Origin of the sequence: Herminiimonas sp. NPDC097707 (genome assembly GCF_044761395.1) — a bacterium.
GTDB lineage: Bacteria > Pseudomonadota > Gammaproteobacteria > Burkholderiales > Burkholderiaceae_D > Oxalicibacterium.
Genome location: NZ_JBIWCI010000001.1, coordinates 159954 through 186285, shown reverse-complemented (window position 1 = coordinate 186285; position 26332 = coordinate 159954). Strand labels below are relative to the sequence as shown.

The following is a 26332-nucleotide window of genomic DNA, read 5'->3' as shown; positions in this document are numbered from 1 at the left end:
CAATATTTGAGGCAGATATATGTTGCATATTTAACATTCATCTCACAAAAAATTGCTGTTGCCATGAAGAAATCAGGAAAGCAGCAGAGAGAAATGTATAAAATTATGTCAACTATTTATCAAATTCCTCACATTTGAACGTTTTTATTCAGAAAGTACTAGTGGCGCATCACCGATCTAACCTTATTTAACAATTCCCTCTCTTTTCCTCCTCCGGGATCCACACGTTAAATGATGCACTTCGGTTTTTTTCATTAGAATGCAGACACTCCATGCTGTGCCGTGTTGCATAAGCGACATGCAATTATTTTTCCGCTCCTTACTCGTATCAGATTGAATGGCCACTAAAAAATCCTCTGCAGACTATAGCGAATCCTCCATCCGTGTATTGAAAGGTTTGGAGCCGGTCAAGCAACGTCCCGGCATGTACACCCGTACCGAGAACCCGCTGCACATCATTCAGGAAGTCATCGACAATGCCTCCGATGAAGCGCTGGGCGGCTATTGCAAGAACATCGTCGTCACCCTGAATACGGACGGCAGCGTCAGCGTCGAAGACGACGGTCGCGGCATTCCAGTCGGCCTGCATCCGGAAGAAAAAATCCCGACAGTGGAAATCGTCTTTACGCGTTTGCATGCGGGCGGCAAATTCGACAAGGGCTCTGGCGGCGCATACGCATTCTCCGGCGGCTTGCACGGCGTTGGCGTTTCGGTCACGAACGCACTTTCCACCCGGCTGGAAATTACCGTGTGGCGCGAAAGTGGCGTGCACACGCTGACTTTTTCCGGCGGCGATGTCATCGAGCCCCTGAAGTCGCGTGCCATTACCCGCGATGAAAAGCGCAGCGGTACACGTGTCACGGCCTGGCCCGATCCAAAATATTTCGACTCCTCTGTCATTCCGCAAGCAGAACTGCAACGCCTGCTGCGCTCCAAGGCGGTGCTGCTGCCGGGCGTCAAAGTCACACTGGTGCATGCCAAAAGTGGTGAAACGCAAACCTGGCAATACGATCAGGGCTTGCGCGGTTACCTGACCGAATCGCTGGCGCAGGCATCGAATGCAGAAACGGTTATTCCTCTATTTGAAGGCGAGCAATACGCCAATGCCGATACCGAAGGTTTTGCCGAAGGCGAAGGCGCAGCATGGGTCGTCGCATGGACTGAAGACGGCGCCGTAGTGCGCGAATCCTATGTCAACCTGATTCCGACTTCCAACGGCGGCACACATGAATCCGGCTTGCGCGAAGGCTTGTTCGGCGCGGTAAAAAGTTTCGTCGAAATGCATTCGCTGTTGCCGAAAGGCGTGAAGCTGTTGCCGGAAGACGTGTTCGCACGCGTGTCGTTCGTGCTGTCGGCCAAAGTGCTCGATCCGCAATTCCAGGGCCAGATCAAGGAGCGCCTGAATTCACGCGATGCAGTGCGTCTGGTGGCTACCTATACGCGCCCGGCGCTTGAACTGTGGTTGAACCAGCACGTCGATTACGGCAAGAAACTGGCAGAACTCGTCATCAAGCAGGCGCAATCGCGTCTGCGTTCGGCACAAAAAGTAGAAAAGAAAAAATCATCAGGCGTTGCCGTCTTGCCGGGCAAGCTGACCGATTGCGAGTCCAGCGATACCTCGCGCAATGAAATCTTCCTGGTCGAAGGCGACTCCGCCGGCGGCTCAGCCAAGATGGGGCGCGACAAGGAATTCCAGGCCATCTTGCCACTGCGCGGCAAGGTACTCAATTCGTGGGAAACCGAGCGCGACCGCCTGTTCGCCAACAATGAGATTCACGACATCGCCGTCGCGATCGGCATCGACCCTCATGGTAAAAACGATACTGTCGATTTCAGCAGCCTGCGTTACGGCCGCATCTGCATCCTGTCCGATGCGGACGTCGACGGTTCGCACATTCAGGTGCTGTTGTTGACGCTGTTCTTCAAACACTTCCCGCAACTGATAGATCGCGGTCACATCTGCATCGCGCGACCACCGCTGTATCGTGTCGATGCACCTGCGCGCGGCAAGAAGCCGATTCAAAAAATCTATGCACTCGATGATGGCGAGCTGGCGGCAATCGAAGACAAATTGCGCAAGGATGGCGTCAAGGAATCGGCGTGGGCCATCTCGCGTTTCAAGGGTCTTGGTGAAATGAATGCGGAACAATTGTGGGAAACCACGATGAATCCGGATACCCGCCGCCTGTTGCCAGTCTCGCTCGGCGAATTCGATCTGGACTTCTCTGAAGCGCGCTTCAACATGCTGATGGGCAAAGGCGAAGCCGCTGCACGCCGCACATGGATAGAAGAGCACGGCAACGAAGCAGAGGCCGATATCTGATCATGAACATCGTGCGCACTTCCCTGCTGGCCTTATCCTTATCGCTGTTATGCATTGCTGCGCATGCAGACGTGTACGGCTATATCGATGCCAACGGCGATGCGCATTTTGCGACGGAAAAACTCGACCAGCGTTACCAGTTATTTGCACGCGGCGATCAGGTTTTGAATGCGGCCAGACTCGTTCCACTAAGTAACGGCCAAGATCCTGCAGAAAAAGAAACGCCGCTATTCCGCTATCTGTCGCAACACCCGAATCTGAAAAAGTACGAAAAGCTGTTGAACGATGCAGCCAATGAATTCAATCTCGATCCGGCCTTGCTCAAGGCAGTGATGGCGGCAGAATCGGGTTTCAATCCGAATGCCGTTTCGCCCAAAGGCGCAGTCGGATTGATGCAGTTGATGCCGGCAACCGCCGAGCGTTTCGGCCTGCAAGCCGATCGTAAAAAAAGCGTTGCACAAAAACTGACCGATCCGAAAACCAATATCCGCCTGGGCGCACGTTACCTCCGCGTGCTGCGCGACATGTATCCGAATCAGCAGCATCTGGTGTTGGCCTCGTATAACGCCGGCGAAGGTGCGATTCAGAAATACAACAATACGATTCCGCCGTTTCCGGAAACCCGCAATTACGTCAAGCTGGTCACGCAGTTTTACAAGCTGTATCAGCCGACCTCGCACTTTGCGGACAATGCTGTTTTCTCGAGTCGGCGTTCGGATTCCAAACGCATACACATGATCATCCCGGGACGACGCGACACCAGCTCTCCTGTGGACACATCGTCTACTTACCCAATTACGTCCATCGAATAATCTCTGTAAAAACCAAACAATAATGACCGATCAAGCTAATCTTTTTGACACTGCAGTACCAGCCGATGACGGCGAATCACTGACACTGGCAACTTTTGCCGAACGCGCATATCTGGATTACGCAATTTCCGTGGTCAAGGGCCGTGCCCTGCCGGATGTCTGCGATGGCCAGAAACCGGTACAACGCCGCATCCTGTTTGCGATGAATGAACTGGGTTTGAACTCTGCCGCCAAACCGCGCAAATCAGCAGCCGTAGTCGGTGACGTACTCGGCAAACTGCATCCGCACGGCGATCAATCCGTCTATGACGCACTGGTGCGCATGGCGCAGGATTTTTCCTTGCGTTATCCATTGATCGATGGCCAGGGCAACTTCGGTTCGCGCGATGGCGACGGTGCCGCGGCAATGCGATACACCGAAGCACGCCTGACGCCTATCGCAAAATTGCTGATGGAAGAAATCGATATGGGCACCGTCGATTTCCAGCCCAACTACGACGGTTCGACCGAAGAACCGAAACTGCTGCCCAGCCGATTGCCTTTCGTATTATTGAATGGCGCATCCGGCATTGCCGTCGGCATGGCAACCGAAATTCCTTCGCATAATCTGCGTGAAGTCGCGCAAGCGGCGGTTGCCCTGATACGCAATCCTAAATTGACGCACGAAGAATTGGTGGCGATAGTGCCGGGCCCGGATTTCCCCGGCGGCGGACAGATCATCACTTCACCGACTGCCATCAGCGATATTTATCGCAGCGGCCGCGGCAGCGTCAAGGTGCGCGCAACGTGGAAGATAGAAGACATGGCGCGCGGCCAGTGGCAGGCAGTCGTGACCGAACTGCCGCACGGCACCTCATCGCAACGCGTGCTGGAAGAAATCGAGGAACTGACGAATCCGAAAATAAGACTCGGCAAGAAATCGCTGTCGCCGGAACAGTTGGCCTTGAAACAAACCGTGCTGGCGATGCTCGATACGGTGCGTGACGAATCCGGCCGCGATGCGCCTGTGCGTCTGGTGTTCGAACCAAAATCGAAAAATCAGGACCAGACCGAATTCACCAATATGCTGCTGGCGCATACCTCGCTGGAAACCAGCGTTTCCATCAATCTGGTCATGATAGGCGGCGACGGCAAGCCACGGCAAAAGGCGCTGGGCGACATCCTGCGTGAATGGGTGGATTTCCGCTTCACGACGATCACGCGTCGCTCCCAATTCAAACTGCAAAAAGTTAACGACCGTATCCATATCCTCGAAGGTCGCGAAGCAATCCTGCTCAACATCGACAAGGTGATCAAAATCATCCGTGAATCGGATGAACCCAAGCCTGCCCTGATGGATGCGTTCCGCTTGTCTGAGCGTCAAGCAGACGACATTCTTGAAATTCGCCTGCGTCAACTGGCGCGTCTGGAAACCATCAAGATCCAGCAGGAACTGGCAGAACTGCGCAGCGAAAAATCGACTCTGCAGGATCTGCTCGACAATCCATCGTCGATGAGGCGCCTGGTCATCAAGGAAATCGAAGCGGATGAGAAACAGTTCGGCGACAAACGCCGCACGCTGATCGAAGTCGCAGAAAAAGCCGTGGTCGAAACCAAGGTGATCGATGAACCGGTGACGGTCGTCATTTCGCAAAAAGGCTGGGTGCGCGCACGCACCGGCCACGGTCACGACGCCGCGCAATTTACTTTCAAGGCCAGCGATGCGCTGTACGACACGTTCGAGTGCCGCACTGTCGATACGCTATTGGTCTTCGGCTCGAATGGCCGTATCTACTCGGTTGCCGTCGCTGCCCTGCCCGGTGCACGCGGCGATGGCGTACCTATCACGACCCTGGTTGAACTGGCGAGCGGCACGCGCGTGCTGCATTACTTCGCCGGCCCGGCCGACGTCACCTTGCTGCTGGCCTCAACCGCCGGTTACGGCTTCACCGCCAAGTCCGGCGATATGGTCAGCCGCACACGCGGCGGCAAAGCCTTCATCACACTGGATGACGGCGATGAACCGCTGGCACCGCGTCCGCTGATCGCTGGCGCCAGTGCAATTGCCTGCCTGTCGGAAAAAGGGCGCGTACTGGTATTCGGCATAGATGAAATCAAATCGCTGACTGCCGGCGGTCGTGGTGTGATTCTGATGGAACTGGAAAAGAACGAGAAGCTGCTGGCAGCGCAGCCTATCAGCCAACGCGGCGTAGTCGTGTCCGGCATCGGACGCGGTGCCAAAGCGCAGGAAATATTGCTGTCGGCATCGGGGCTCGCTGTGCATATCGGCAAGCGTGCACGCAAGGGCAAAGGTTTGGAATCGAAGATCAAGGCGACTACCTTGACGGCGGTAACCAAAGCCAGCGCGGAATAATCTGATCATCTGTACTGTGCCTGTCATTCCCGTATAAAAGCGCCTCACTGTTATCTGCTGGGGATAGCCTATGCTGTTTTTCTTCGAAGAGAGTCAGTTGCCGGGGGTAGCCCGGCAGCTACTCACTTTTCTTGCTTCGCCAAGAAAAGTAAGCAAAAGAAGGCGACCGCACAGCCACTGCCCTTCGGGTTCCCGTCTGTGCCGCGCAAAAAATGGGAAACGGGCGAAACTCGCTACGCTCAGACAACGCCCATTTCTCTTTCCATTTTCTGCACGTCACAAACGGCAGCGTCACAGCGGAAGCTGCAGGTCCGGCTCGCCTTCGGCATTGCCGAACCAAAAGCTACGATGGTGATGAATTGCGACAAGCCCGATGTATTTGGCAATATCCAAAAACACTGACTAACAATTTAGCACCCGTGCATCAAGCCCCCGATGCCGAAGGCGAGGAAGCGTGTCGTCCCGCTGTGACGCTGCCAGTGATGCGATGCCGAAAATGGATCAAGAAGTGAACGTTGTCTGAGCGCAGCGAGTTTCGTTCACTTCCCATTTTTGGCGGCGCAGCACTGGGAAGCCCGCAGGGCCAGCGGCTTCGCGGTCGCCTTCTTTTGCTTACTTTTCTTGGCGAAACAAGAAAAGTGAGTAGCCGCCGGGCTACCCCCCGGCAACTGACTCTCATCGAAGAAAAAACAGCATTAACTATCAATAAACTCTAACAAAACAGCCTGAATGCATAACCTGCGCAAAAATAGCTATCCAATTAAATCCACAAAATAAAACTGGCCGCTCCTTTCGGCAGCGGCCAGTTTTATTTTTGCATGCGATCAATCAAATTTTCGCTGCAATCAATTTCGCCAACTTGGCCACGCCTTCACGGATTTTCTCCGGCGGCACCGTGACAAAACTCAACCGCAGCGTATTCTTCTCTGGCTCGTTCGCATAGAAAGGCGCACCCGGTACGAATGCAACATGCTGCGCAATCGCTTCTTCCAGCAAAGCCATGCCATCAATATGTGCAGGCAGCGTCACCCAGATGAACATGCCGCCTTCCGGCTTGTTCCATTTCACTCCTGCCGGGAAGAACTCGGCCAAAGCATCCAGCATCACCTGACACTGGTTCGCGTACAGCGTGCGTATCGATGGAATGTGTTTCTGCAGGAAACCATCCTTGATCGCTTCGTACACCACCATCTGCGTCAATTGCGAAGTATGCAGATCAGCAGCCTGCTTGGCCTGTTCCAGCTTGCGCACCAGCGGTACCGGCGCCACCACGTAGCCGAGACGTATGCCCGGCGTCAGCACCTTGGAAAACGATCCCAGATAAATCACGCCGTTCGGATTCATCGTCAGCATTTTCGGCAGCGGTTCGCCGCGATAGCTGAGCGCGCCGTAAGGATCGTCTTCGATCAATGGCAAGCCGAGACGTGCACAGGTTTCCACCAGCGCAAAACGACGCTCGACCGACATCGTGCGGCCGGTAGGATTCTGGAAATTCGGCAACGCATACAAGAGACGCGCGCCGTCTGCGATTTTTTCAACTTCTTCCGGCAACAAACCAAAATCGTCGGTCGGAATCGAAACGAATTCAGGTTGATAAACCGAGAAAGCCTGCAAGGCACCGAGGTAGCTTGGCGTTTCAACCAGTACCTTGCTGTGCTCTTCGATCAATACCTTGCCGAGCAAATCCAGTGCCTGTTGCGAGCCGGACACCATCAGCACCTGATCCGGCGCAATCGTCACACCGGGTATCGACAATGAATCGGCTATCCATTCGCGCAGGGGCGCGTAACCATCGCTGGGGCCATACTGCAACGCGATCTTGCCCTGCTGCGACAACACGGTATCAAACGCCGTCTTCATGTGCTCGACCGGGAAAGTTTCCGGCGACGGCAAACCGCCGGCGAAGGAAATGATGTCCGGACGCATCGTGATTTTCAGGATCTCGCGGATGACCGAGCTTTGCAGTTGTTCTGCACGCTGAGCGAATTGCCATTTGATAGGCGTTGGATTTTCGATTTTCATTATTGCGATGTTTTATGACTGCGATGTGATGACAGGCAGGCCCGGATTAACCGGTTCATGCATTTTTACTATTAGCGTTACGGATTATTTGATTTCCGCGATCAATTCGATTTCCACGCAGGCACCTAATGGAATTTGCGCCACGCCGAATGCGGAACGAGCATGCACGCCTTGTGCGCCGAATATTTCACCGAACAATTCCGATGCGCCATTCGTGACCAGATGCTGCTCGGTATAGTCGCCAGTCGAATTGACCAGGCTCATGACCTTGACGATGCGCTGGACGCGATTCAGATCGCCGCCGCATGCTGCCTGCAAGGTGGCGATCAAATCGATGGCGACGCCGCGTGCTGCCAGTTTGGCTTCGTCGGTCGTGATATTCTTGCCCAACTGTCCAACCCACGGCTTGCCGTCTTTTTTGGCGATATGGCCTGAAAGGAAAACCGTGTTGCCGCTTTGTACGTACATGACGTAAGCCGCAGCAGGCGTCGCGACGGCAGGCAATTCGATATTCAATGCTTTCAGTTTGTCGTAAAAAGACATAAGTGCTCCAAAAATTGATGCCATTCCATGCAATGCAGGAATGGCCATTAACAGATGTCCGTGAACCCGATGTTGGCTACATGCCATCAGATTTCCGACGCTCACGGAAAGAATACTCGGGATTATCTCAAATCCTCGGCTTTCCTTCCCAACTATCGACGCTGCACAGCGTACAAGAGGATATCTATATTCAATTTTGGCGCTTGATCGGCATTTTCCTTCCTATTGCCACGACGGCAATAATGGCAAGTGCAAACAGAAAAGTGCGCCACTCCAGCAGCTCTCCCAGAATCACCGCCGCACCGAGCAGTGTAAGAAACGGTTGTATCAATTGCACCTGTCCGACACGTGCAATTCCACCCAAAGCCAAACCCTTGTACCAAAAGAAGAAGCCGATAAACATCGAGAACAATGAAACGTAGGCAAATCCGACCCATGCACTGGCCGATGCCTGAACGCCGTAATGCAAGGCGAGCCAGATCGTCACCGGCAACACTATCGGCATGGACAATACCAGCGCCCATGAAATCACTTGCTGGCCGCCCATCGTTTCTGACAGGCGACCGCCTTCCGCGTATCCCATCGCCGCAGCAATCACCGCAATCAGCATCGCCAGATCGCCCCATTGAAAGGAACCGCCGCCCTCGTCCAATGCAAACGCGGCAACCAGCGCGCTACCGATCAATGCAGTAATCCAGAATCCGATTGATGGCCGCTCGCCAAAACGCAAGGCGCCAAACAAGGCCGTTGCCAGCGGCAAAATACCCAGAATGATCGCGCCATGTGAAGCGGAAATCTGGCTCATCGCAATCGACGAGAACACCGGGAAGCCAACCACGACACCCGAGGCAATGATGAACAGCGATTTCACTTGCGAGCGCGTTGGACGTGGTGCGTTGGTCCACCACAGCAAGAGCACGGAGCAACAGGCAGCGACAACCGCACGACCGAGCGCCATCAATACCGGATTTAATTCTGCAACTGCCATGCGCGTGAATGGCAAAGTCAGGCTAAAAATGGCAATGCCTATAGCGCCCAGCCACATTCCTTTGGTTTCAGATGTCATCATCGTCGGCACTTTAGCATTGCTGACTGTGCTGGCGAGTGCGCTCTGGCTGTCATGCGCACTCATGACCAGATCGCCAGGGCTGAATACAAGGTCAAGGCAATCATGACTGCACAAAACAATCGCTGCCATTTGGCCTGCGTCAGATAACGTCGCAGCATGGCGCCGGTGCCTGCCCATATGCCTATACACGGCAAATTGATCACGCTGAATACCAGGCAAAACACGGCAATCGCAAACCATGCCGGCTGCATGGGCGGCAGGAAGGCGGAAGCGCCGGTCACCGCCATCACCCATGCCTTGGGATTGGCGAACTGAAAAAGTGTGGCTCCGATAAAGGACATCGGACGCCCGCTATCGTCCTCGCTTTGACTGAATGCCATGCTGCGCAACTGCCACGCCAGATAAATCAGATAAGTGGAGCCGATTGTTTTCAACACGATATGCAATGCAGGCATCGCCACAATCAAACTGCCGATACCAAGCGCACAGAGTGCCAGCATCACACCAAAACCGCAGACAACGCCCAGCATGTGCGGAATGCAACGCACAAAACCGAAACGAATACCGGATGAAGTCAGCATGATGTTGTTCGGCCCCGGCGTGATCGAGGAGACGAAGGCGAAGAGGCAAAGCGGCAGCAAAGATTCCATATTGTTCCAAGAGGATGCAAAGCCCTGGGCCTTGCTGTTTTTATCGTCAAAACATCGTAATCGACAAAACCAATACAGTACCAGTACACTTAAGGAATTAATCTCCTAACTGTCATGGCAAAATGACCAATACAGCTAAACCAAATAACGCCGCCTCTGCGCCCAATACCGAGCCGCCTCGCCCACTGTTATCGCGCGAAACCGGCGGTTCGCTGATCGCGCAAATCGTGCAACTGGTCACTGCGCGCATCGACGATAAATTGTTGCGCACCGGCGCACGCATGCCTTCGATCCGCCAATTTTCCGATCAGCACAAGGTATCGCGCTTCACCGTGGTGGAAGCCTATGATCGTCTGGTCGCCGGTGGTTTGCTGGAGTCGCGCCGCGGCTCCGGTTTCTATGTGCGCGACCGCACGCCCATGCTGTCGCCACGCGCGCAACGTACCAACACCGCACGACAGCCAGTCGATGTGGTCTGGCTGGTGCGCAATATGTTCCGTCAATTGCCACCGCAACAAATGCCGGGCGTCGGCCTCTTGCCCAACGAATGGCTGGATGCCGATCTGGTCGCCAATGCCTTGCGCGCCGTCAGCCGGCAGAAGCTGCCGCTGCAATACGGCAATCCGCAAGGATTTTTGCCGCTGCGCCAGCAACTACAATTGAAACTCGCCGAACTGGAAATTTCCGCAACGCCCGATCAGTTCGTCACCACCTTGGGCGTGACGCAAGCACTGGATCTGGTCGCGCGTCATTACATACAGCCGGGCGATACCATCTTTGTCGATGACCCTGCCTGGTTTTTGATGTTCGGTTCATTTGCAATGCTGGGTGCAAAAGTAGTCGGCATCCCGCGTCTGCCCGACGGCCCGGATATCGCGCAACTGGCAGAACTGGCTGCGCTGCACCGTCCCAAACTGTTCGTGATCAATTCCGTCCTGCACAATCCGACCTCGACCTCACTCTCCGCCGCCAAGGCGTTTCAGGTGCTGAAAATCGCCGAGCAATACGATTTCATGATCGTCGAGGACGATATCTATTGCGATATGCATCCCGGTACCACCGTACAGCCGGCCACGCGCATAGCCGCACTCGATCAGTTGAATCGCGTGATTTACCTCGGCGGTTTTTCCAAAACACTGGCCGCCAATTTGCGTGTCGGCTTCATCGCCACCTCGCCGGAAATCGCCAAGCATCTGTGCGATCGCAAGATGCTGACCACACTGACCACGACCGAAATTACCGAGCGCGTGGTGTATCGCATCCTGTCTGAAGGACACTATCGCAAACACGTCGACCGCCTGCGCAACAAGCTGGATGCGGTGCGCGACAAGACGGTGCGGCAAATGGAACGCATAGGCATCAAGATCAATATCAGCACACCGGCCGGCATGTTCGTCTGGACCGATGTCGGCTGCGATAGCAATGCGCTGACCGAGAGAGCGATGGAACAAGGTTATCTGCTGGCGCCCGGCAGCCTGTTTTCGCCGAATCAACTACCGTCGACCAATATGCGCTTCAACGTCGCTGCGATGGCCGACCCCGGCATCCTGCCCTTCCTGGAGCGCGAGATAGGTCAATCTTGAAATTGGCGATTACGCCCCAATTTCCAAGCAAACGTTTTGGAAGTCTGGATTGACCTGCGCCTCGCGAAGCAACATCATTGCGGGTTGCGAATAAGCACAGCAGCTCTCGCTGTCAGACTTTCAACAGTATTTCCCTTTATTTTTTGATTCTTGAGGACAAAATGGCCGTTTCCGAACAAAAAAATCCAGAAAAACAAACCCTGGGCTTTCAAGCTGAAGTAAAGCAACTGCTGCAACTGATGATTCACTCCTTGTATTCGAACAAGGAAATTTTCCTGCGCGAACTGATCTCCAACGCATCCGATGCCGCAGACAAGTTGCGCTTCGAAGCAATCGACAATAGCGCGCTGTTTGAAAATGATGCCGAACTGAAAATCAAAGTCAGCTTCGACAAGGAAAAACGCACGATCACGATTTCCGATAACGGTATCGGCATGACGCGCGACGACGCCATCGAACATCTGGGCACCATCGCCAAATCCGGCACCAAGGAATTTTTCTCGCGACTCTCCGGCGACCAGCAAAAGGATGCAGCGCTGATCGGCCAGTTCGGCGTCGGCTTCTACTCCGGCTTCATTATCGCGGACCGCATCACGGTGGAAACCCGTCGCGCCGGCGCAGCAGCCAATGAAGGCGTGCGCTGGGAATCCGAAGGCGCAGGCGACTTCACCGTCGAAGCAATCGACAAACCAACGCGCGGTACCGACATCATCCTGCATCTGCGCGAAGGCGAGGACGAGTTCCTGTCGTCATGGAAACTGAAATCCATCATCCGCAAATATTCCGACCACATCTCACTGCCTATCGTGATGCAGAAGGAAGAATGGAACGAAGAGAAAAAGGAAACCGTCGTTACCGAGGAACTGGAAACGGTCAATCAGGCCAGCGCATTGTGGGCGCGCAACAGGAACGACATCACACCTGAGCAGTACACCGAATTCTACAAACACGTGTCGCATGACTTCGGCGAACCGCTGACCTACACGCATAACCGCGTCGAAGGCCGCAGCGAGTACACACAATTGCTGTACATCCCGTCGCAGGCACCGTTCGACCTGTGGGATCGCAACAAGCGTGGCGGCATCAAGCTGTACGTCAAGCGCGTCTTCATCATGGACGACGCCGAACAACTGATGCCGGTCTATCTGCGCTTCGTCAAGGGCGTGATCGATTCTGCCGATCTGCCGCTGAACGTGTCGCGTGAAATTCTGCAAGAGTCGCGCGACGTCAAAGTCATCCGCGAAGGCTCGACCAAGCGCGTGCTGGGTATGCTGGAAGAACTGGCAAACGCCGACGAGCAAGAAAAGAAAGACAAGTACACCACCTTCTGGAACGCGTTTGGTCAAGTGCTGAAAGAAGGCATGGGCGAAGACGCGACCAACAAGGAGCGTATCGCCAAGCTGCTGCGCTTTGCCTCGACCCACAATGACAACGATGCGCAAACCGTCTCGTTCGCCGATTACGTCTCGCGCATGAAGGAAGGCCAGACCAAAATCTTCTACGCAACCGGCGAGTCGTACAACGCCGCGAAGAATAGCCCGCACCTGGAAATCTTCCGCAAGAAAGGCATCGAAGTGCTGTTGCTGACCGATCGCGTCGATGAATGGATGTTGTCTTACCTCGAAGAGTTTGAAGGCAAGGAACTCGCATCGGTAGCCAAAGGCGATCTCGATCTGGGCCAGCTGGAAGACGAAGCCGAAAAGAAGCAGCATCAGGAAACCGAAGACCAGTACAAAGAACTGGTCAGCAAGATGCAGACCGCATTGGCCGACAAAGCCAAGGAAGTACGTGTCACCTTCCGCCTGACCGATTCACCGGCTTGTCTGGTAGCGGATGAAAACGAACTGTCCGGCAACCTGCTGCGCATGCTGAAAGCGGCCGGTCAAAATGCGCCGGATGCCAAGCCGATTCTGGAAATCAATCCGGATCATCCGCTGGTGCAGCGTTTGAAATACGAAGAGGCAAAGTTCGACGACTGGTCGAATATCCTGTTCGATCAGGCCTTGCTGGCTGAAGGCGGCAACCTGAGCGATCCGGCTGGATTTGTTAAGCGTTTGAATGAGATGTTGCTGGGGTTGGCAAGCAAGTAATTCTGCTTTTCAGACACTAAGAAAAAGGCCGCGCTAGCAATAGCGTGGCCTTTTTTGTAAAGGTCATTGATGGAAATTTCTTGTTTTCTGGCCGTCCGCTTTCGACCCAAAGCGGCAATTTAATTCTGGCGCTTCCCGGAATCAAAACGGAGCGAAGCGCAATGTATGTCGTCCTGCGCCGCAGGCGTGTAGTTAATTGATTTGTCAGGCGTCATTGGCCTTCCGGCGCCGGAGTACAACATGGGTTGCCTTCTCCGATCCTACGAACTCGACGCATTCATATCCTAGAACTCGCAAGTCCGTCCCATCGAACAAGCGCTCGCCCCCGCCGAGCAGGATCGGCGAGATCGCGATATGCAGTTCATCAATGAGAGCCTCTTGAAGATACTGTCGAATCACGTTGGTTCCTCCTCCAATGCGTACATCCATACCGTTCGCAGCTTCGCGGGCCCGGTCTAGTGCTTCGTCAATACCACCCGTGACGAAGTGAAACGTCGTGCCGCCTTCCATCTGGATAGGTGGACGCGCATGATGCGTTAAGACGAAGACTGGAACGTGATAGGGTGGGTTGTCTCCCCACCAGCCTTTCCAGTTCATGTCGGGCCAAGAGCCCCGGATCGGTCCGAACATGTTCCTTCCCATAATCCACGCTCCGACGTTCTTAAATCCTCGCGCGGCAAAATCGTCGTCGACACCGGTCGTGCCATCGCCCGCACCATGGATCCGCTGGAACGTGCGTGTTGGAATGAACCACTGGTGTAAGCCCGTCCCACCCACGCCGAGCGGATTATTGATATCTTGATCCGGACCCGCTCCATATCCATCTATAGAGATCGTGAAGCTTTCAACTCGAACTCGTGTCATTCTGATTCCTTCATTTGAACGAATGTTCATTAGTCACCTAAAGACGCCGCCATCCCAATTTGTGCTTGCTCTTCTGGCTCACCTTTCGCTGCAAGGGTTCGCCAGGAAAATCAAAATGCGAACAAAAAACTTGCTGCTAGTTTCAGCATCTCAAATCCTTCGAATCATAAAATAAGTCTGAGCAATTGGCGGCTTTTGGCCAATAGCTGCCTGCCTGCTTTCGACCCAAAGCGGACAGCACGATGCTGGCAAGCAGCGCATTAGATAGGTCGGTTATGAAGATTATTTTTCAGTTATATGTAGCGAATTTAAGTGATGTCTGCTTTTAGCTTACACCGACCACACGCTTGCACTGGTGTCCATATACAGAAGTTAACTAACGGACGGCGCAGGCTTGATCTGAATCGCGCGGCCCGCTAAGGATCCCACCCATGCCATTACTATCGACAGCAGCGCGCAGCCTATAAGGGGAATGCTCCAGTTGGCGAAAGCATCGTATAGCGCTCCTACACTAGGTGGTCCAACCGCTGCCAGCAGATAGCCTATGCACTGCGCCATGCCCGACAACGCCGCGGTCTGGTGCGCGCTGCTTGAGCGCAGACTCACGAAGGTCAATCCAAGTATGAATGTAGCTCCTGCGCCGAAGCCGAATAACAGAGCCCAGAGCGTGGCCCAACCTGGAAGCCACAACAGGCCTGCCAAGCTCACTGCCGTCAGCAGCGACACGCCGATTGCCAGGCCGCGTTGGTCGCGCGTGCGCCTCACGGCAATGCCAAGCACTAGCCCGGGAATTGCCGTTGCCAGTTGCAGCAGTCCATGCAAGGTACCAGCTTCGGCCGCGGAGTAGCCAGCCGCGGCCAGAATCGCTGGCAGCCAGCCGACCACGACATAATAGATAAATGAATTCAGCCCCAGGAATAGAGCCACTTGCCAGGCCAGCGCAGAATGCCATATCCGGCCGCCATGAGGCGGGGTCAACGTGCCGCTCGCCGGCGCCGTATGGTTCCGCAACTGTGGCAGCCATACAAACAAAGCAGCTAGCGGCAGTACCATCAATGCGCCCAAGGCCCATGGCCAGCTGGAGCCGGAAACGTGTGCCAGCGGGACCATCGCGGCCGAGGCAAGCGCGGCTGCCAAGCCCATCGATAACGAGTAGGCTCCAGTCAGAGTAGCGATACGATCGGGAAAGTCACGCTTGAGTAAGCTGGGCAACAGCACATTACCTATGGCGATACCGACACCGATGATGCATGTGCCAAGATAAAGGCACCAGACAGCGTCCATAGACCTCAACAAGATGCCGCCCGCGACCAACAGCATGGCACCGAACAGTGTGCGCTCCGTGCCGTATTCTCGTGCGACCAAGGAAGCGAAGGGGGACATCGCAGCGAACACCAATAGAGGCAAGGTTGTCAGCATGCCTGCCGCTGCGGCACTCAGCGTGAAGCTCTCGCGTATCAGATTGAGCAATGGCGCCAGGCTGGTGATGGGCGCACGAAGGTTGGCGGCGATCAAAAGGATGCCAAGTATCAAGAGCGTCTTACCGACAGTCTTGGAGCGCAAATTGATTAGCGAGAGAATGCTCATGGTAATTGGACCTGCAATGGTTCTATGAACTTCTCATGGTAGAGATATTTATGTAAAAAATATTTAGTTATAATGACAAAAAATCACTAAAAAATGCCAATCATGGAAATGTCTCTGCAGGCGTCATATAGCAACTATGATCCCGACGTGATTGACCTTCCAGCTGTGGCCTTGAATGTGGACGTCGCTGCAAACGGAAGTGAAATGCCGGTTCACCAGCACCGCAAAGGTCAATTGGTGCTGGCCCTGCGTGGTGGCGTGACGTGTGAAGTGTCGGACGCGTTATGGATGGTGCCACCACAGTGCGGGGTCTGGATACCGGGAGGCATGCTGCACAGCAACCGCGCCACTCCCAATGCGCGCATCTGCTTTCTGTTTGTCGAACCCGGCGCGATAGATTTGCCGAACACTTGCTGCACGCTCTCCATCTCGCCGTTGGTAAGAGAGATGATTCTGTATCTGGCCAGTGTCGATCCGCAAGACGGATACGATCCCCATACACGACGATTGGTGCGCGTTCTGCTGGACGAATTAGCGCGGATGCCAGTGGAGCAACTTCATTGGGCCATATCCAGCGATCCCAAAGTACGCCGCATAGCCCAGGCCTTGGTACGCGATCCTGCGGACCGCAGCAACTTGCCGCAATGGGCAGATCGCGTAGCGATGAGCGAACGTTCGCTGGCACGCTTGATCGTGAAGGAAACAGGTTTGAGTTTTGGCCGCTGGCGGCAACAACTACATCTTATCGTCGCTTTGCGTGAACTCGCCGCAGGCATGTCGGTACAGCAGGTATCGGCGGAGCTAGGCTATGAATCGGTCACGGCCTTTATCACCATGTTCAAAAAATCATTAGGCAGGCCACCCGCCCAGTATTTCGCTGCGTTGAAAGGCGGCAACGACTGAGGCCGAGATTCGCGCGTCGAAAGAAAGTACCCGAAGAATCTGCTATTGGCCGATAACAGACGACTGCTTTCGACCCAAAACGGACATTCATATTCGCAGGTGTCGAGGCGGCGCAGAGACATCTGCCAGAATTAATTGGCACGCGCTCTTAAATATTCTTTTGAAGGCATAAGTTTTCTTATACCCAGCCCTACTTTACTCATTGGACGTCCCATATACCGGTGGTTAGACTGTAATCAGCCTCAAAACGACTAGATCTATGGAGAACTTTATGGCATCAGTTTTACCCAGCTCGACAATTAATCATACTGAACTCGACAAATGCAGTGCCATTGTTGCTCAACTAGCAAAACATTTGGTTAGCGTGCCAAGCCACTATCCACCTGGCGACACTCATCTGATGGCTGATGCAATTGTGCAAGCAATTGCCGATGTGCCGAATATCGAAGTAGAACGATATCCAACTCTGCCTCACGTAGTTAATTTGGTGCTGCGCGTTCGAGGTGATAGCGAAGGCAGACGGTTGGTTTTTAACGGTCACATGGATACTTTCCCGCTGGTTAACGAGCAAGCGTGGACCACGAATCCAAAGGGCGAAGAGAAGAATGGAAGACTGTACGGTCTAGGTATTTCGGATATGAAGGGTGGTATTGCTGCCATTCTGATGGCAATGCGCTTCCTCGCCAAGAACACGCATTTGTTCTCGGGTGAAGTTGTCGCAACCTTTGTTGGCGATGAAGAGAGCATGGGCACTGAAGGCACGAAATGGCTGCTGGAAAATGTCGAGCATGCCAGAGGCGATGCGATGATTAGTGCTGATGCTGGTTCCCCATACGTGCTTCGCTTCGGTGAAAAAGGAATTCTCTGGCTGAATTTGTCTGCCAAAGGCAAGTCGGCACATGCTGCGCACGTTCATCACGGCGACAGTGCCATCGACAAATTGCTCGACGTTATTGCCGACCTCAAAGCTTTGTGCGGCCAGGCAGTCAACGCGCCTGAATCGGTCACGAGTGCAATCGATGCCTCTCGTGAACTTTCCGAATCATACTCAGGGGCCGGTGAAACAGAGGTATTGAAAAATCTCACCATGACTGTCGGCACTATCCAGGGTGGCCGGCTCTCCAATCTGATATCCGATAGTGCAGAAGCTACGGCCGATATTCGTGTCCCGGTCGGCGTAAAGACCTCGGACATTGAGGCCAATGTACACAAAATCATCGAACAACATCCGGGCGTCTCAGTAGTGATTCGCCGTTCTTATGAACCGAGCTGGACAGATGTCAATCACCCGATCATTCAATCTCTGGTGAAGAATTGTGAAAGTGTTTTAGGAAAGCGGCCAGTGGTGAACATGAGAGTTGGCGCATCCGACGCTCGTCATTACAGATACGTGGGCATTCCGACAGTAGTGTGCGGGCTGACCTCTTACAACATGGGTGCTGCCGACGAACATGTCGATACCAAGGAGCTGGATGCATTGGTCCGGGTTTTTGCAATGACTGCAATCGAATTTCTGAAACCGAATTAAGAGTCAGTTTGAATGATTAGTCGTTGCGACATCATCGTAATGACCTTAAAACAAAGGCCACTGTGACAAAATCACAGTGGCCTTTTTTCATGAAAGCCAGGTTCACACCTGGCTTTCGATGTTTAGAATTTGTGGCGTAAGCCGGCAATAAGATTGGTGCGATTGCTCTGCCCATAAAAGCTTGCGGCACTGCCATTGTTGCCAAGGCTTACCCATTCTCCCTGCAACTTTGCATAATCCACGGCGACATAAATATCGGTATTTTTGCTGAAAAAATAGTCAAGCATCAGCGCAGTGGTCAGGCGACGTCCATCACCGACATCTCGCTTTAGTTTGTCATGCTGAACGGTACCGATGAGTTGCAAGGCATTGCTTAGTTTGTAGTTTGCACTGAGTTGTAAGACGTCATTCTGATAATCGGCCACATCGAGCTTGCTTCTTGTGTATCCAAATAGCACCTTGGCCTGTTCAAATTGATATGTTCCACCAAAGCCCCAAACTACCTGTTTGCTAGCCTGTGCGGAAGGTACGGAATTGAAAAATGCAGACGATACGCCATCCGTGACTTGGTAAACTATGCCAAAGTATTTTTTGCCACTGGTATAAGTTACGCTTGCTGCTTTGGCAGATTGCCCAACGACACCGGGAACAGTTTCGCCGAAGGTGTAACCAGCATTGACTGCAAAATCTCCAAAAGTCTTGGAATATTTCGCTGTGTTGTCGTAGCGTAGACCTGCATAGTTACTTCCCTGGTAACCGACAAGACTGTTATTCGCGCAAAAGAACGCGTCGAAACTGCACAAAGTATCGTAGGCGACGGTGTATTGACGCCCTAAAAGCAAGCGACCATATTTACCTTCCAAACCGAGGTAACTCTGTCTTCCGAACATGCGTCCGCCTTGTTGCAATTCGCCTGTGTCCGGTGCGAATCCTGTTTCCAGTACAGCCATGGCTTTTAGGCCGCCCCCTAGATCCTCAGTCGTCCGGAAGCCAAGCCGGCTGCCAGTTGCAAAACCATCCGACATCTGGACTTTGTCGTCTCCATTTGCGTTTGCATTCGTGCCATATCGAACTGTGGTGTCGACTATTCCGTAAATCGTTGTCGAAGACTGGGCATATGTCATCGAGGTGCATACTGAAAGCGCGGCAAGTGCAACAAGCTTAATTTTCATTATTATCTCCTTGAGGGTAGAAACGGATTTGATTTTTACTGAATTACGCGAGAGCGTCTTTTACGAGGGGTATTGATGAGCGACGAGTTGTGCGACGGTCGTTGCTGTAACCGCAGATAAGGTCCAACCGAGATGTCCATGTCCGGTGTTGTAGAACACCCGAGGATTTTTCCCTTTCATCACACGCGGCATCATGTCGGGCATCATCGGCCGCAGACCGGCCCATGGCGTCACTCGCGCGGTGCTTACTTTAAAGTTGCGGCGTGTCCATTCAACTAATGGATTTATTCGGTCCGCACGAATATCCTTGTTGTTGCCGTTGAATTCTGCCGTCCCCGCTACGCGAAAACGATCTCGGCCTAAACGGCTTGTCACAATCTTGGCGCTCTCATCCAGGAGACTTACCCATGGAGCTCCTTCAACACTCAGCTCATCGTCAAGATGAACGGTGATGGAATAACCTTTTACCGGATATACATTGATACGGTCGCCCAGCATTGACGCAATGTCTCGACTACCGACACCTGCGCATACAACAATGGAATCTGCTTTCAGAAAATCATCACCGTTATCGACATGTTTGATATTCAATTGAATCCCATCCGACAAATGGCGCACTGCTTGTAACGTCGCCCCTTGTATGAATGTCACACCTTGACGAGAACATGCGGCAGCCAAACCTCTTGTAAATTTGTGGATATCCCCGGTAGCATCGGAAGGTGTGTAGAAGCCGCCGTAGTACTTGCCTTGCAAAGTCGGTTCGATATTGCGAATTTCTTCAGGTGTCACCGAGTACCTTTCCAAGCCGCCCTCGACAAGCAATTTGTTGGTCTGCGCGTTCGCCTCAAACGAATGCCTATCGTGGAAAAAATGCAGAATGCCGCGTTTTTCCAGGTCGAATTGAATGCTTTCTTTCTCTGCCATTGCAAAGAGATACTTTCTTGCTTCAATTGCGAGTCGTGTTGTCTCTATTGTGTTTTCGCGATACTTGCCGATGGCATGGATAAACTCCCCCATCCAGGAATACTTGTGCCAAGACGGTTTGGGATTGACGAGCAATGGCGCATCGGCCTTTAACATCCATTTCAGCCCCTTGAAAACAGTTCCTACGCTGTTCCAAACTTCGGCATTGCAAGCGGAAAGCTGACCACCGTTAGCAAAGGATGTCTCCATAGCGGGATAGAACTGTCGATCCAGGACCGTGACTTGGTAGCCTAGCTGGACGAGATTGTATGCAGTGGTGACGCCGGTAATTCCGGCGCCGATAACGACGATGTGAGTCATGAAATGGCCTATAGCTTTGAATAAAATTTCACTTGCGCTTCAAGTGAAAATGCCTACACGTATCTCCTGTGCGAGTCCGCGCTTTATCCGGCATTGAGGATCTTGGCAATCACGTCAATCTCTACCGATGCCCCTAACGGCAATTTACTGATTTGCACGGTAGTTCTTGCGGGACGATGAGTACCGAAGAACTTTGCGTATAGCTCATTGAGCGTGGCAAATTCCCCAAGGTCCGTCATATAGACAGTCACCTTTAAAACGCCGTGCGTATCGCTGCCGCAGGCCTCCAGGACTTCACGAATATTTTTAAATGCTTGATTGGTCTGCTCTGCAACACCACCGGAAACGAGTCGACCCTGCGGGTCCAATGGCAGTTGCCCTGAGCAGTAGATGTGGTCACCATCGATGACAGCGTGTGAATATGGCCCTAATGCAGGGGCGATATCTGGCGAGTTGATGAGCCGCATGGCCGCTCCAATGAAATGGTTGAATGAACCACATCATTAATCGCGACTACATTTGCGTCCAATTAGAAAAAACAGAGTAGGTATAAGCAGGAACGCGGAGATCAGAGACGACGCTCGACCACTTTCTTGCATGCCGAGATGAAATGTTGTGAGAGTACAGAGCGCTCGCCACTTGTCGCGGTTGAGGCGACAATGGGAATTTCGATACTAGGTTTGATTGGCACGATTTCTAGCCCCTGCGCTTTTGCAGAAAGACCTGTTACTGCATCTACTATTCCGACGCCTCGGGATATCGCGGCCAGGGCAACCACACTGTGATAGGACTGCGCGGTTAATCGGATATCCAATTGGATGCTTTGAGCTTGGAGTGCCTCGGTTAGCAGCTTTCCAACTGGGTCGGTTGGGTCCGGCCCAATGAGTTCGAATGAAGCAAGCTGAGACAGCCCAATGTGAGAGGCAGGTGGCAATACGGATGATGCACCCACTGCGACCAGTTCACTCATTCCTAGTATTTGTTCTTGAATCGCGGGATGAGAAATGCTGTGATAAAAAATCCCAACGTCCGCTTCTAACAATGCAAGAGATATCGTCGCTGAAGCCGAGTAATCACTTGCCACGGAAATTCTTACCTGTGGAAATTTTTCTTTGAATAGCATGACGGCTTCTGGAACAATCGTTTGAGCCAAAGAAGGGGCCGCGAGAATACGTAATGTGTCATCTCGGCGCTGACGAAGATTATCAGCCAGCTTTTGCACAGCATCGAGTTGACGGTCCAGACGCTCGATTTCAGGAAAAAGAGTTGCGGCTTCTCGTGTCGGAATGAGACGACCTTTACTTCGTGTGAAAAGGTCGTAACCAAGCTGCCGTTCTGCGCTTTGTAACAACTGGCTCACACCAGGTTGCGTCATATTCAGCAGCTCCGCTGCAGCACTAAGCGTACCAGTTACCCGTATTGCATTGATGACTTCGATATGTCTTAGGCGCATGTCAAAACTCCGCGAATTTTTATCTGGTTTCTAGTATCGCAAATATTGATGAAGCGCTGCAATAAGCAATGCCACCAGCTACATGCAATTGCACACAAAGCTGATGGCATTTAAATTTAACTATGCCTTAATAGCTAACCTAGCTGACGCGTCCTTCCTTGCCTTGTTGATGAAGATAAGGACACAACTCAGCGCAATAACAACGGTTGTCATGACATAGAACGCGGGAATAAGTTTGCTTCCCGTCACTTTAGCCAACCATGTACAAACCAGCAGTGACAGGCCACCTAGCACCGTGAAATTCAGATTATGAACAATCGCCAAGCCAGTGGTGCGTACTGAATTTGGAAACAGTTCCGCCAAAAATGATGGCATCGCTCCCTGAAATACCATGACACATGCAGTCAATCCGGTCACACAAGTCACATATACACCGACGGTAGGATTGGCCACCATATATTGAAATGCTGGAATGGTTAAAATCCCAGTGAGTGATATCCCCAGAGTGATCATCGTCAGCCTGCCAAATTGGTCGGATAGCCTACCAAAGAGAGGAGGCAGGATGATCTGAGCGAGCGCATAGCCCACCGCCCCCCACATAGAATCTGCGACACTCATGCCCAGTTCCTTTTGTGCGTAGAGTGGTATGAAGACCCCTAGTAAATAATTTGTTGATGCCGCAAGCGAGTAGACACCTATTGCGCAAATTATTCGCGTTTTTGCAGTCGATAGCGATTGTTTTACCGGGCTTAATTCTTTTGACTTGCCTGCATTCTTCAGGAATTCTGGCGTTTCGTCCAAATCACGACGAATCCAATAACCAAAGGGAACAATGAGGAGGCCAAGAATGAACGGCAATCTCCATGCCCAATCTACAATCTCATTCGGCGTGAAATACAAATTCAACAACATCGTCACAACGCCAGCCATACCAGTCGCAAGGCCGATCCCTACAACCTGGAAACTAGCGAAGTAACCACGCATTTTTTTCGGTGCATGCTCAGTCACGAAGGATACCGAGGTACCGAATTCACCACCCGCAGAAAAGCCCTGAATAAACTTGCCGAGCACGAGAACGATGGAACCGCCAATCCCCCACGACGCATAGGAAGGGGCAAATGCAATCATTGCCGTACCCAGCCCCATCGCCCAGATAGTAAACATCATTCCTGCTTTGCGCCCATAACGGTCTGAGTAACTACCGATAACGAGTGCGCCTACCGGACGTATAAAATAACTCACTCCGAAGGTTGCTAGCGTAATGAGAAGTGACGTAAAGGGATCATCCGTTGGAAAGAAGATTTTTGATATGTAAACGGCCAAAAAGCCGTATATAAAAAGGTCATAGAACTCAAGCATGTTTCCGATGAGCGCGGATGCTATGACCTTTCTAAAGTAACGTCTTTTCTCAGGTGTAAATTCTGTATCTGACATTTTGTTATCTCCATACTTTTTTATTCACAGCGTCGTTGCGGTGTGATGCAGCTCAGGGTACGAATGCATTTAGCTAGTCTCGACTTGAGAGTTTGGAAATTGCAGATTCGTGCTTATTGAACATCCATTTCAAGATGAACAGTGTGAGTAAGTATGAAAGCTGACCTAGTACTAGACCAGTTACCAATGTGAGATAGGGTATAAGACTGGCTAATACATATGCTTCAATTTGACGCATAGCAACAGCGCCATGCATCTATATGATGCACTTTATGAAGACGGGCATCAAATTGAAGCGGCAATTATGTAGAACAGTAGATAAATTCGGCATCAACCTGTGTAATACACCATGCAATGTAGCGCTTGAAGTAACAGTGCCAAAGATTAATGGCTGCTGTACCGCTCTCACCTGTCTCCGCGGCATCTTGAACGCTAACCGTCATCGACGCTTTGCAAGTAACCAAGTCACTGTCGAATAGTTGACGTCCGCTATGGGCCCGATTGCGGTCTGACTGCTTTCGACCATAGCAGCCCTTTAAACAGGGCTGCTATGGGCCCAAGACGGCCACTGCTTCTTGGGCATTCACTCAACTGGCGATGGCATAATGGCATCGCCAGTCACCATTACGCCGATGGGCTGGACTGCCTACTTTTGCTCGATAGATTCTGGCGCAAAAAAATCTGTGCCTTTTTTAACCTGATTACCTGCCACCAATTAAACGGCTTGGAAGAAGTGCTTCATGATAAATCTTGAACAGATGGACTTAATTCTTGGGGCTTTGCCGGATCCAGCTTTCATCCTGTCCCGCAGTGGAAAATACGTTGCGGTGTTCGGTGGGCGTGATACGCGCTATTACCACGATGGTACCGGCCTTGTTGGTCTGTATATTTCAGACTTGATCCAGCCTGAGAAGGCAAACTGGTTTCTCGAACAGATTGCCAGGGCGCTGGAATCTCGAAAACTACTGGTTGAAGAGTACGAACTGAGCAACAGGGATGTAAAAGGTCTGGACGATGACGGCCCTAAGGATCCGATCTGGTTTGAAGGACGCATCCAGGCCCTGAGTTTTTTAGTGGACGATGAGGAGGTAGTACTCTGGGTCGCGAGTAACATTTCTGAGCGACACATCCTGGAGGAAAGGCTGAGGGAGCTAAGCGACACTGATCAGCTTACCGGCCTTTTCAACCGAAGAAAACTTGAGCATGACCTGACACGTCACTACGAGTCATCGCTACGGTATTCCGTGCCGACTTCCATCTTTATGTTTGATCTGGACAACTTCAAGAAAATCAACGACACCAAGGGACATCACGCAGGGGATGAGATCATCCAGTCTGTGGCCGACATTTGTCGTTCAGCGATCCGGAAAACGGATACCGCATACCGCTTCGGTGGTGATGAGTTTGTTGTTGCTCTGCCCAATACTGGGCGTGAGCAGGCCATGCAGTTCGCCAAGCGTTTACATGGTCGCTTCAGAAAAGAGCTAAGCCGGTTTTCAGTGGAGGGCACTGTCGTCACAGTAAGTATTGGTGTAACGATTATGGTGCCGGAAGATCGATCATTCGAGGACACACTCAAACGGGCAGATCGTGCCCTGTATGAAGTCAAAAGCATGGGCAAGGACAGGATTATTTCGGCCTGACGTCAGGGTTTTTCGGGCTTGATCGCCCTTGTTCTGGCAGGCGCATCTGAGTGGCTGCTTTTGGCCGATAGCCGACGACTGCTTTCGACCCAAAGCAGACAATTAAGAAATCTAAGACAGAATTTTAGTATTTCCAATTCACACCAAGACGAACAATTTGAAAATTTGAACGAAGTCCCGTATGCAACACATAACCAGAAACGGGACCTGATTCCGGCACATCAAGATTCACTCGGCCAAAGTCAAGGTATTGATACTCCAACTTGATGGAGCTATTTTTCGTCATTGCATGCTCCATGCCAGCACCAAGTACGTAGCCTATTCGAGTCTTTGATTTAGAAAAATTAGCACTGTAATCCACGTTGTCCGAGAAATTTTGTGTGTACTCGGTATCGCCAACGGCCATACCACCTGTCACGTAGACAAGCGATTTGTTAAAGGTATATCCAGTGCGAAGGCGAGCCGTGCCAAACCATTTTATTTTGCTTGAGGTCGCAAGGTCATAGAACGTTCCCCCGCCAATCGCCGCACGGCCTAAAGTCGAATCGGACATTCCACTTTGAATATCGCCCTCAACCCCCAGCACAAAATTATTGCGCTGCCAATTGTAGCCAACTTGAACTCCCCCAAAACCCACGTCGGAAGAAAGGTTTCCGTACTGGTTCCTGTTGAGAAATTTGTTATTTAGTGTCTCTGTCGTCGTGACATCACGTCCGGTACTCTGAGCCATTCCTCCATTCACGCCAATATAAACTCCAGCCCAATTGGCCATAGCTACAGGTGCAACGGGGCGTTGAGTTAGCGAATCTGAATCAGCAGCAACGACAGACGCTGAAAACACTACGCTGACAAGCGTAATAAGAATCTGTTTCATGGAGCCTCCAGTGGAAACTGATACGTTGATAATTAATTTTTGGAGCAATATTTCCTCAGCGGAATATTATTTAAGCATAACATCCACGTTGATTGATAGTTGGGAGTGAGCGTCCTACTGTCAGGTATGTAGTTGATGCGCTACA

21 protein-coding genes are annotated in these 26332 nt (G+C 52.2%); 9 read left to right on the top strand and 12 right to left on the bottom strand.

What is annotated here, in order from left to right; genetic code table 11:
* Window positions 1–337: 337 nt before the first annotated feature.
* From ACIQW9_RS00880 to ACIQW9_RS00865, 4 genes are all read left to right on the top strand, one after another.
* On the top strand, window positions 338–2323 hold the full coding sequence (locus ACIQW9_RS00880) for a DNA topoisomerase IV subunit B (RefSeq protein ID WP_402331734.1): 1986 nt from the start codon (window positions 338–340) through the stop codon (window positions 2321–2323).
* Window positions 2324–2325: 2 nt separating this feature from the next.
* Window positions 2326–3135, top strand: a complete 810-nt coding sequence (locus ACIQW9_RS00875; protein ID WP_402331731.1) for a lytic transglycosylase domain-containing protein — start codon at window positions 2326–2328, stop codon at window positions 3133–3135.
* Between the two features lie 22 nt (window positions 3136–3157).
* A complete protein-coding gene (gene parC, locus ACIQW9_RS00870) occupies window positions 3158–5488 on the top strand; it encodes a DNA topoisomerase IV subunit A (RefSeq protein ID WP_402331728.1) in 2331 nt (776 codons plus the stop codon).
* 515 nt (window positions 5489–6003) lie between these two features.
* Entirely contained in the window at window positions 6004–6204 is a 201-nt protein-coding gene (locus ACIQW9_RS00865; protein WP_402331726.1) for a hypothetical protein, read from the top strand.
* A gap of 112 nt (window positions 6205–6316) precedes the next feature.
* On the opposite strand, the gene ACIQW9_RS00860 is transcribed toward ACIQW9_RS00865, so the two are convergent.
* The 4 genes from ACIQW9_RS00860 to ACIQW9_RS00845 all read right to left on the bottom strand — a co-directional run bounded on the left by ACIQW9_RS00860 (window position 6317) and on the right by ACIQW9_RS00845 (window position 9772).
* The gene (locus tag ACIQW9_RS00860) at window positions 6317–7510 is read right to left on the bottom strand and encodes a PLP-dependent aminotransferase family protein (RefSeq protein ID WP_402331723.1); all 1194 of its coding nucleotides are present in this window, start codon (window positions 7508–7510) and stop codon (window positions 6317–6319) included.
* A gap of 84 nt (window positions 7511–7594) precedes the next feature.
* Window positions 7595–8053 (bottom strand): RidA family protein, encoded by a 459-nt coding sequence (locus ACIQW9_RS00855; protein ID WP_402331720.1) that lies wholly within the window; start codon window positions 8051–8053, stop codon window positions 7595–7597.
* 190 nt (window positions 8054–8243) lie between these two features.
* Window positions 8244–9119 carry a DMT family transporter gene (locus ACIQW9_RS00850; protein WP_402337804.1) on the bottom strand — a complete coding sequence of 292 codons (876 nt, stop codon included), beginning with the start codon at window positions 9117–9119 and terminating at the stop codon, window positions 8244–8246.
* 62 nt (window positions 9120–9181) lie between these two features.
* On the bottom strand, window positions 9182–9772 hold the full coding sequence (locus ACIQW9_RS00845; protein ID WP_402331717.1) for a LysE family translocator: 591 nt from the start codon (window positions 9770–9772) through the stop codon (window positions 9182–9184).
* 122 nt (window positions 9773–9894) lie between these two features.
* Between ACIQW9_RS00845 and ACIQW9_RS00840 the strand changes: the two genes are divergently transcribed.
* Together ACIQW9_RS00840 and htpG are read left to right on the top strand one after the other, a co-directional pair.
* Window positions 9895–11355 carry a PLP-dependent aminotransferase family protein gene (locus ACIQW9_RS00840; RefSeq protein ID WP_402331715.1) on the top strand — a complete coding sequence of 487 codons (1461 nt, stop codon included), beginning with the start codon at window positions 9895–9897 and terminating at the stop codon, window positions 11353–11355.
* Window positions 11356–11516: 161 nt separating this feature from the next.
* A complete protein-coding gene (gene htpG / locus ACIQW9_RS00835) occupies window positions 11517–13445 on the top strand; it encodes a molecular chaperone HtpG (protein ID WP_402331712.1) in 1929 nt (642 codons plus the stop codon).
* Between the two features lie 204 nt (window positions 13446–13649).
* On the opposite strand, the gene ACIQW9_RS00830 is transcribed toward htpG, so the two are convergent.
* Both ACIQW9_RS00830 and ACIQW9_RS00825 read right to left on the bottom strand, forming a co-directional pair.
* Complete coding sequence (locus tag ACIQW9_RS00830) at window positions 13650–14309, bottom strand: dihydrofolate reductase family protein (protein ID WP_402337801.1); 660 nt, start codon at window positions 14307–14309, stop codon at window positions 13650–13652.
* A 372-nt stretch (window positions 14310–14681) separates the two neighbouring features.
* Entirely contained in the window at window positions 14682–15896 is a 1215-nt protein-coding gene (locus ACIQW9_RS00825) for an MFS transporter (RefSeq protein WP_402331709.1), read from the bottom strand.
* Window positions 15897–15998: 102 nt separating this feature from the next.
* On the opposite strand from ACIQW9_RS00825, the gene ACIQW9_RS00820 reads away from it, so the two are divergent.
* Window positions 15999–16799 carry an AraC family transcriptional regulator gene (locus ACIQW9_RS00820; protein WP_402331706.1) on the top strand — a complete coding sequence of 267 codons (801 nt, stop codon included), beginning with the start codon at window positions 15999–16001 and terminating at the stop codon, window positions 16797–16799.
* Between the two features lie 271 nt (window positions 16800–17070).
* Window positions 17071–18327: a M20/M25/M40 family metallo-hydrolase gene (locus ACIQW9_RS00815; RefSeq protein WP_402331703.1), complete on the top strand. Its 1257-nt coding sequence runs from the start codon at window positions 17071–17073 to the stop codon at window positions 18325–18327.
* 122 nt (window positions 18328–18449) lie between these two features.
* On the opposite strand, the gene ACIQW9_RS00810 is transcribed toward ACIQW9_RS00815, so the two are convergent.
* The 5 genes from ACIQW9_RS00810 to ACIQW9_RS00790 all read right to left on the bottom strand — a co-directional run bounded on the left by ACIQW9_RS00810 (window position 18450) and on the right by ACIQW9_RS00790 (window position 23670).
* A complete protein-coding gene (locus ACIQW9_RS00810) occupies window positions 18450–19499 on the bottom strand; it encodes a porin (protein WP_402331700.1) in 1050 nt (349 codons plus the stop codon).
* Window positions 19500–19559: 60 nt separating this feature from the next.
* A complete protein-coding gene (locus ACIQW9_RS00805) occupies window positions 19560–20783 on the bottom strand; it encodes a D-amino acid dehydrogenase (RefSeq protein ID WP_402331697.1) in 1224 nt (407 codons plus the stop codon).
* 83 nt (window positions 20784–20866) lie between these two features.
* Window positions 20867–21250 carry a RidA family protein gene (locus ACIQW9_RS00800; RefSeq protein ID WP_402331694.1) on the bottom strand — a complete coding sequence of 128 codons (384 nt, stop codon included), beginning with the start codon at window positions 21248–21250 and terminating at the stop codon, window positions 20867–20869.
* Between the two features lie 101 nt (window positions 21251–21351).
* Window positions 21352–22236, bottom strand: coding sequence for a LysR family transcriptional regulator (locus ACIQW9_RS00795; protein WP_402331692.1), 885 nt, complete (start codon window positions 22234–22236; stop codon window positions 21352–21354).
* Between the two features lie 120 nt (window positions 22237–22356).
* A complete protein-coding gene (locus ACIQW9_RS00790; RefSeq protein WP_402331689.1) occupies window positions 22357–23670 on the bottom strand; it encodes an MFS transporter in 1314 nt (437 codons plus the stop codon).
* 740 nt (window positions 23671–24410) lie between these two features.
* Here ACIQW9_RS00790 and ACIQW9_RS00785 point away from each other — a divergent pair.
* A complete protein-coding gene (locus ACIQW9_RS00785; RefSeq protein ID WP_402331686.1) occupies window positions 24411–25313 on the top strand; it encodes a GGDEF domain-containing protein in 903 nt (300 codons plus the stop codon).
* A 124-nt stretch (window positions 25314–25437) separates the two neighbouring features.
* On the opposite strand, the gene ACIQW9_RS00780 is transcribed toward ACIQW9_RS00785, so the two are convergent.
* Window positions 25438–26187, bottom strand: a complete 750-nt coding sequence (locus tag ACIQW9_RS00780) for an outer membrane protein (RefSeq protein WP_402331683.1) — start codon at window positions 26185–26187, stop codon at window positions 25438–25440.
* Window positions 26188–26332 lie beyond the last annotated feature (145 nt).

Excerpts from the sequence above, each read along its gene's own strand:
- ACIQW9_RS00840 (WP_402331715.1), top strand. The coding sequence starts at position 9,895 with ATGACCAATACAGCTAAACCAAATAACGCCGCCTCTGCGCCCAATACC.
- htpG (WP_402331712.1), top strand. The coding sequence starts at position 11,517 with ATGGCCGTTTCCGAACAAAAAAATCCAGAAAAACAAACCCTGGGCTTT.
- ACIQW9_RS00830 (WP_402337801.1), bottom strand. The coding sequence starts at position 14,309 with ATGACACGAGTTCGAGTTGAAAGCTTCACGATCTCTATAGATGGATAT.
- ACIQW9_RS00875 (WP_402331731.1), top strand. The coding sequence starts at position 2,326 with ATGAACATCGTGCGCACTTCCCTGCTGGCCTTATCCTTATCGCTGTTA.
- ACIQW9_RS00810 (WP_402331700.1), bottom strand. The coding sequence starts at position 19,499 with ATGAAAATTAAGCTTGTTGCACTTGCCGCGCTTTCAGTATGCACCTCG.
- parC (WP_402331728.1), top strand. The coding sequence starts at position 3,158 with ATGACCGATCAAGCTAATCTTTTTGACACTGCAGTACCAGCCGATGAC.
- ACIQW9_RS00790 (WP_402331689.1), bottom strand. The coding sequence starts at position 23,670 with ATGTCAGATACAGAATTTACACCTGAGAAAAGACGTTACTTTAGAAAG.
- ACIQW9_RS00800 (WP_402331694.1), bottom strand. The coding sequence starts at position 21,250 with ATGCGGCTCATCAACTCGCCAGATATCGCCCCTGCATTAGGGCCATAT.
- ACIQW9_RS00795 (WP_402331692.1), bottom strand. The coding sequence starts at position 22,236 with ATGCGCCTAAGACATATCGAAGTCATCAATGCAATACGGGTAACTGGT.
- ACIQW9_RS00820 (WP_402331706.1), top strand. The coding sequence starts at position 15,999 with ATGGAAATGTCTCTGCAGGCGTCATATAGCAACTATGATCCCGACGTG.
- ACIQW9_RS00825 (WP_402331709.1), bottom strand. The coding sequence starts at position 15,896 with ATGAGCATTCTCTCGCTAATCAATTTGCGCTCCAAGACTGTCGGTAAG.
- ACIQW9_RS00785 (WP_402331686.1), top strand. The coding sequence starts at position 24,411 with ATGATAAATCTTGAACAGATGGACTTAATTCTTGGGGCTTTGCCGGAT.
- ACIQW9_RS00845 (WP_402331717.1), bottom strand. The coding sequence starts at position 9,772 with ATGGAATCTTTGCTGCCGCTTTGCCTCTTCGCCTTCGTCTCCTCGATC.
- ACIQW9_RS00815 (WP_402331703.1), top strand. The coding sequence starts at position 17,071 with ATGGCATCAGTTTTACCCAGCTCGACAATTAATCATACTGAACTCGAC.
- ACIQW9_RS00860 (WP_402331723.1), bottom strand. The coding sequence starts at position 7,510 with ATGAAAATCGAAAATCCAACGCCTATCAAATGGCAATTCGCTCAGCGT.
- ACIQW9_RS00880 (WP_402331734.1), top strand. The coding sequence starts at position 338 with ATGGCCACTAAAAAATCCTCTGCAGACTATAGCGAATCCTCCATCCGT.
- ACIQW9_RS00780 (WP_402331683.1), bottom strand. The coding sequence starts at position 26,187 with ATGAAACAGATTCTTATTACGCTTGTCAGCGTAGTGTTTTCAGCGTCT.
- ACIQW9_RS00805 (WP_402331697.1), bottom strand. The coding sequence starts at position 20,783 with ATGACTCACATCGTCGTTATCGGCGCCGGAATTACCGGCGTCACCACT.
- ACIQW9_RS00850 (WP_402337804.1), bottom strand. The coding sequence starts at position 9,119 with ATGACATCTGAAACCAAAGGAATGTGGCTGGGCGCTATAGGCATTGCC.
- ACIQW9_RS00855 (WP_402331720.1), bottom strand. The coding sequence starts at position 8,053 with ATGTCTTTTTACGACAAACTGAAAGCATTGAATATCGAATTGCCTGCC.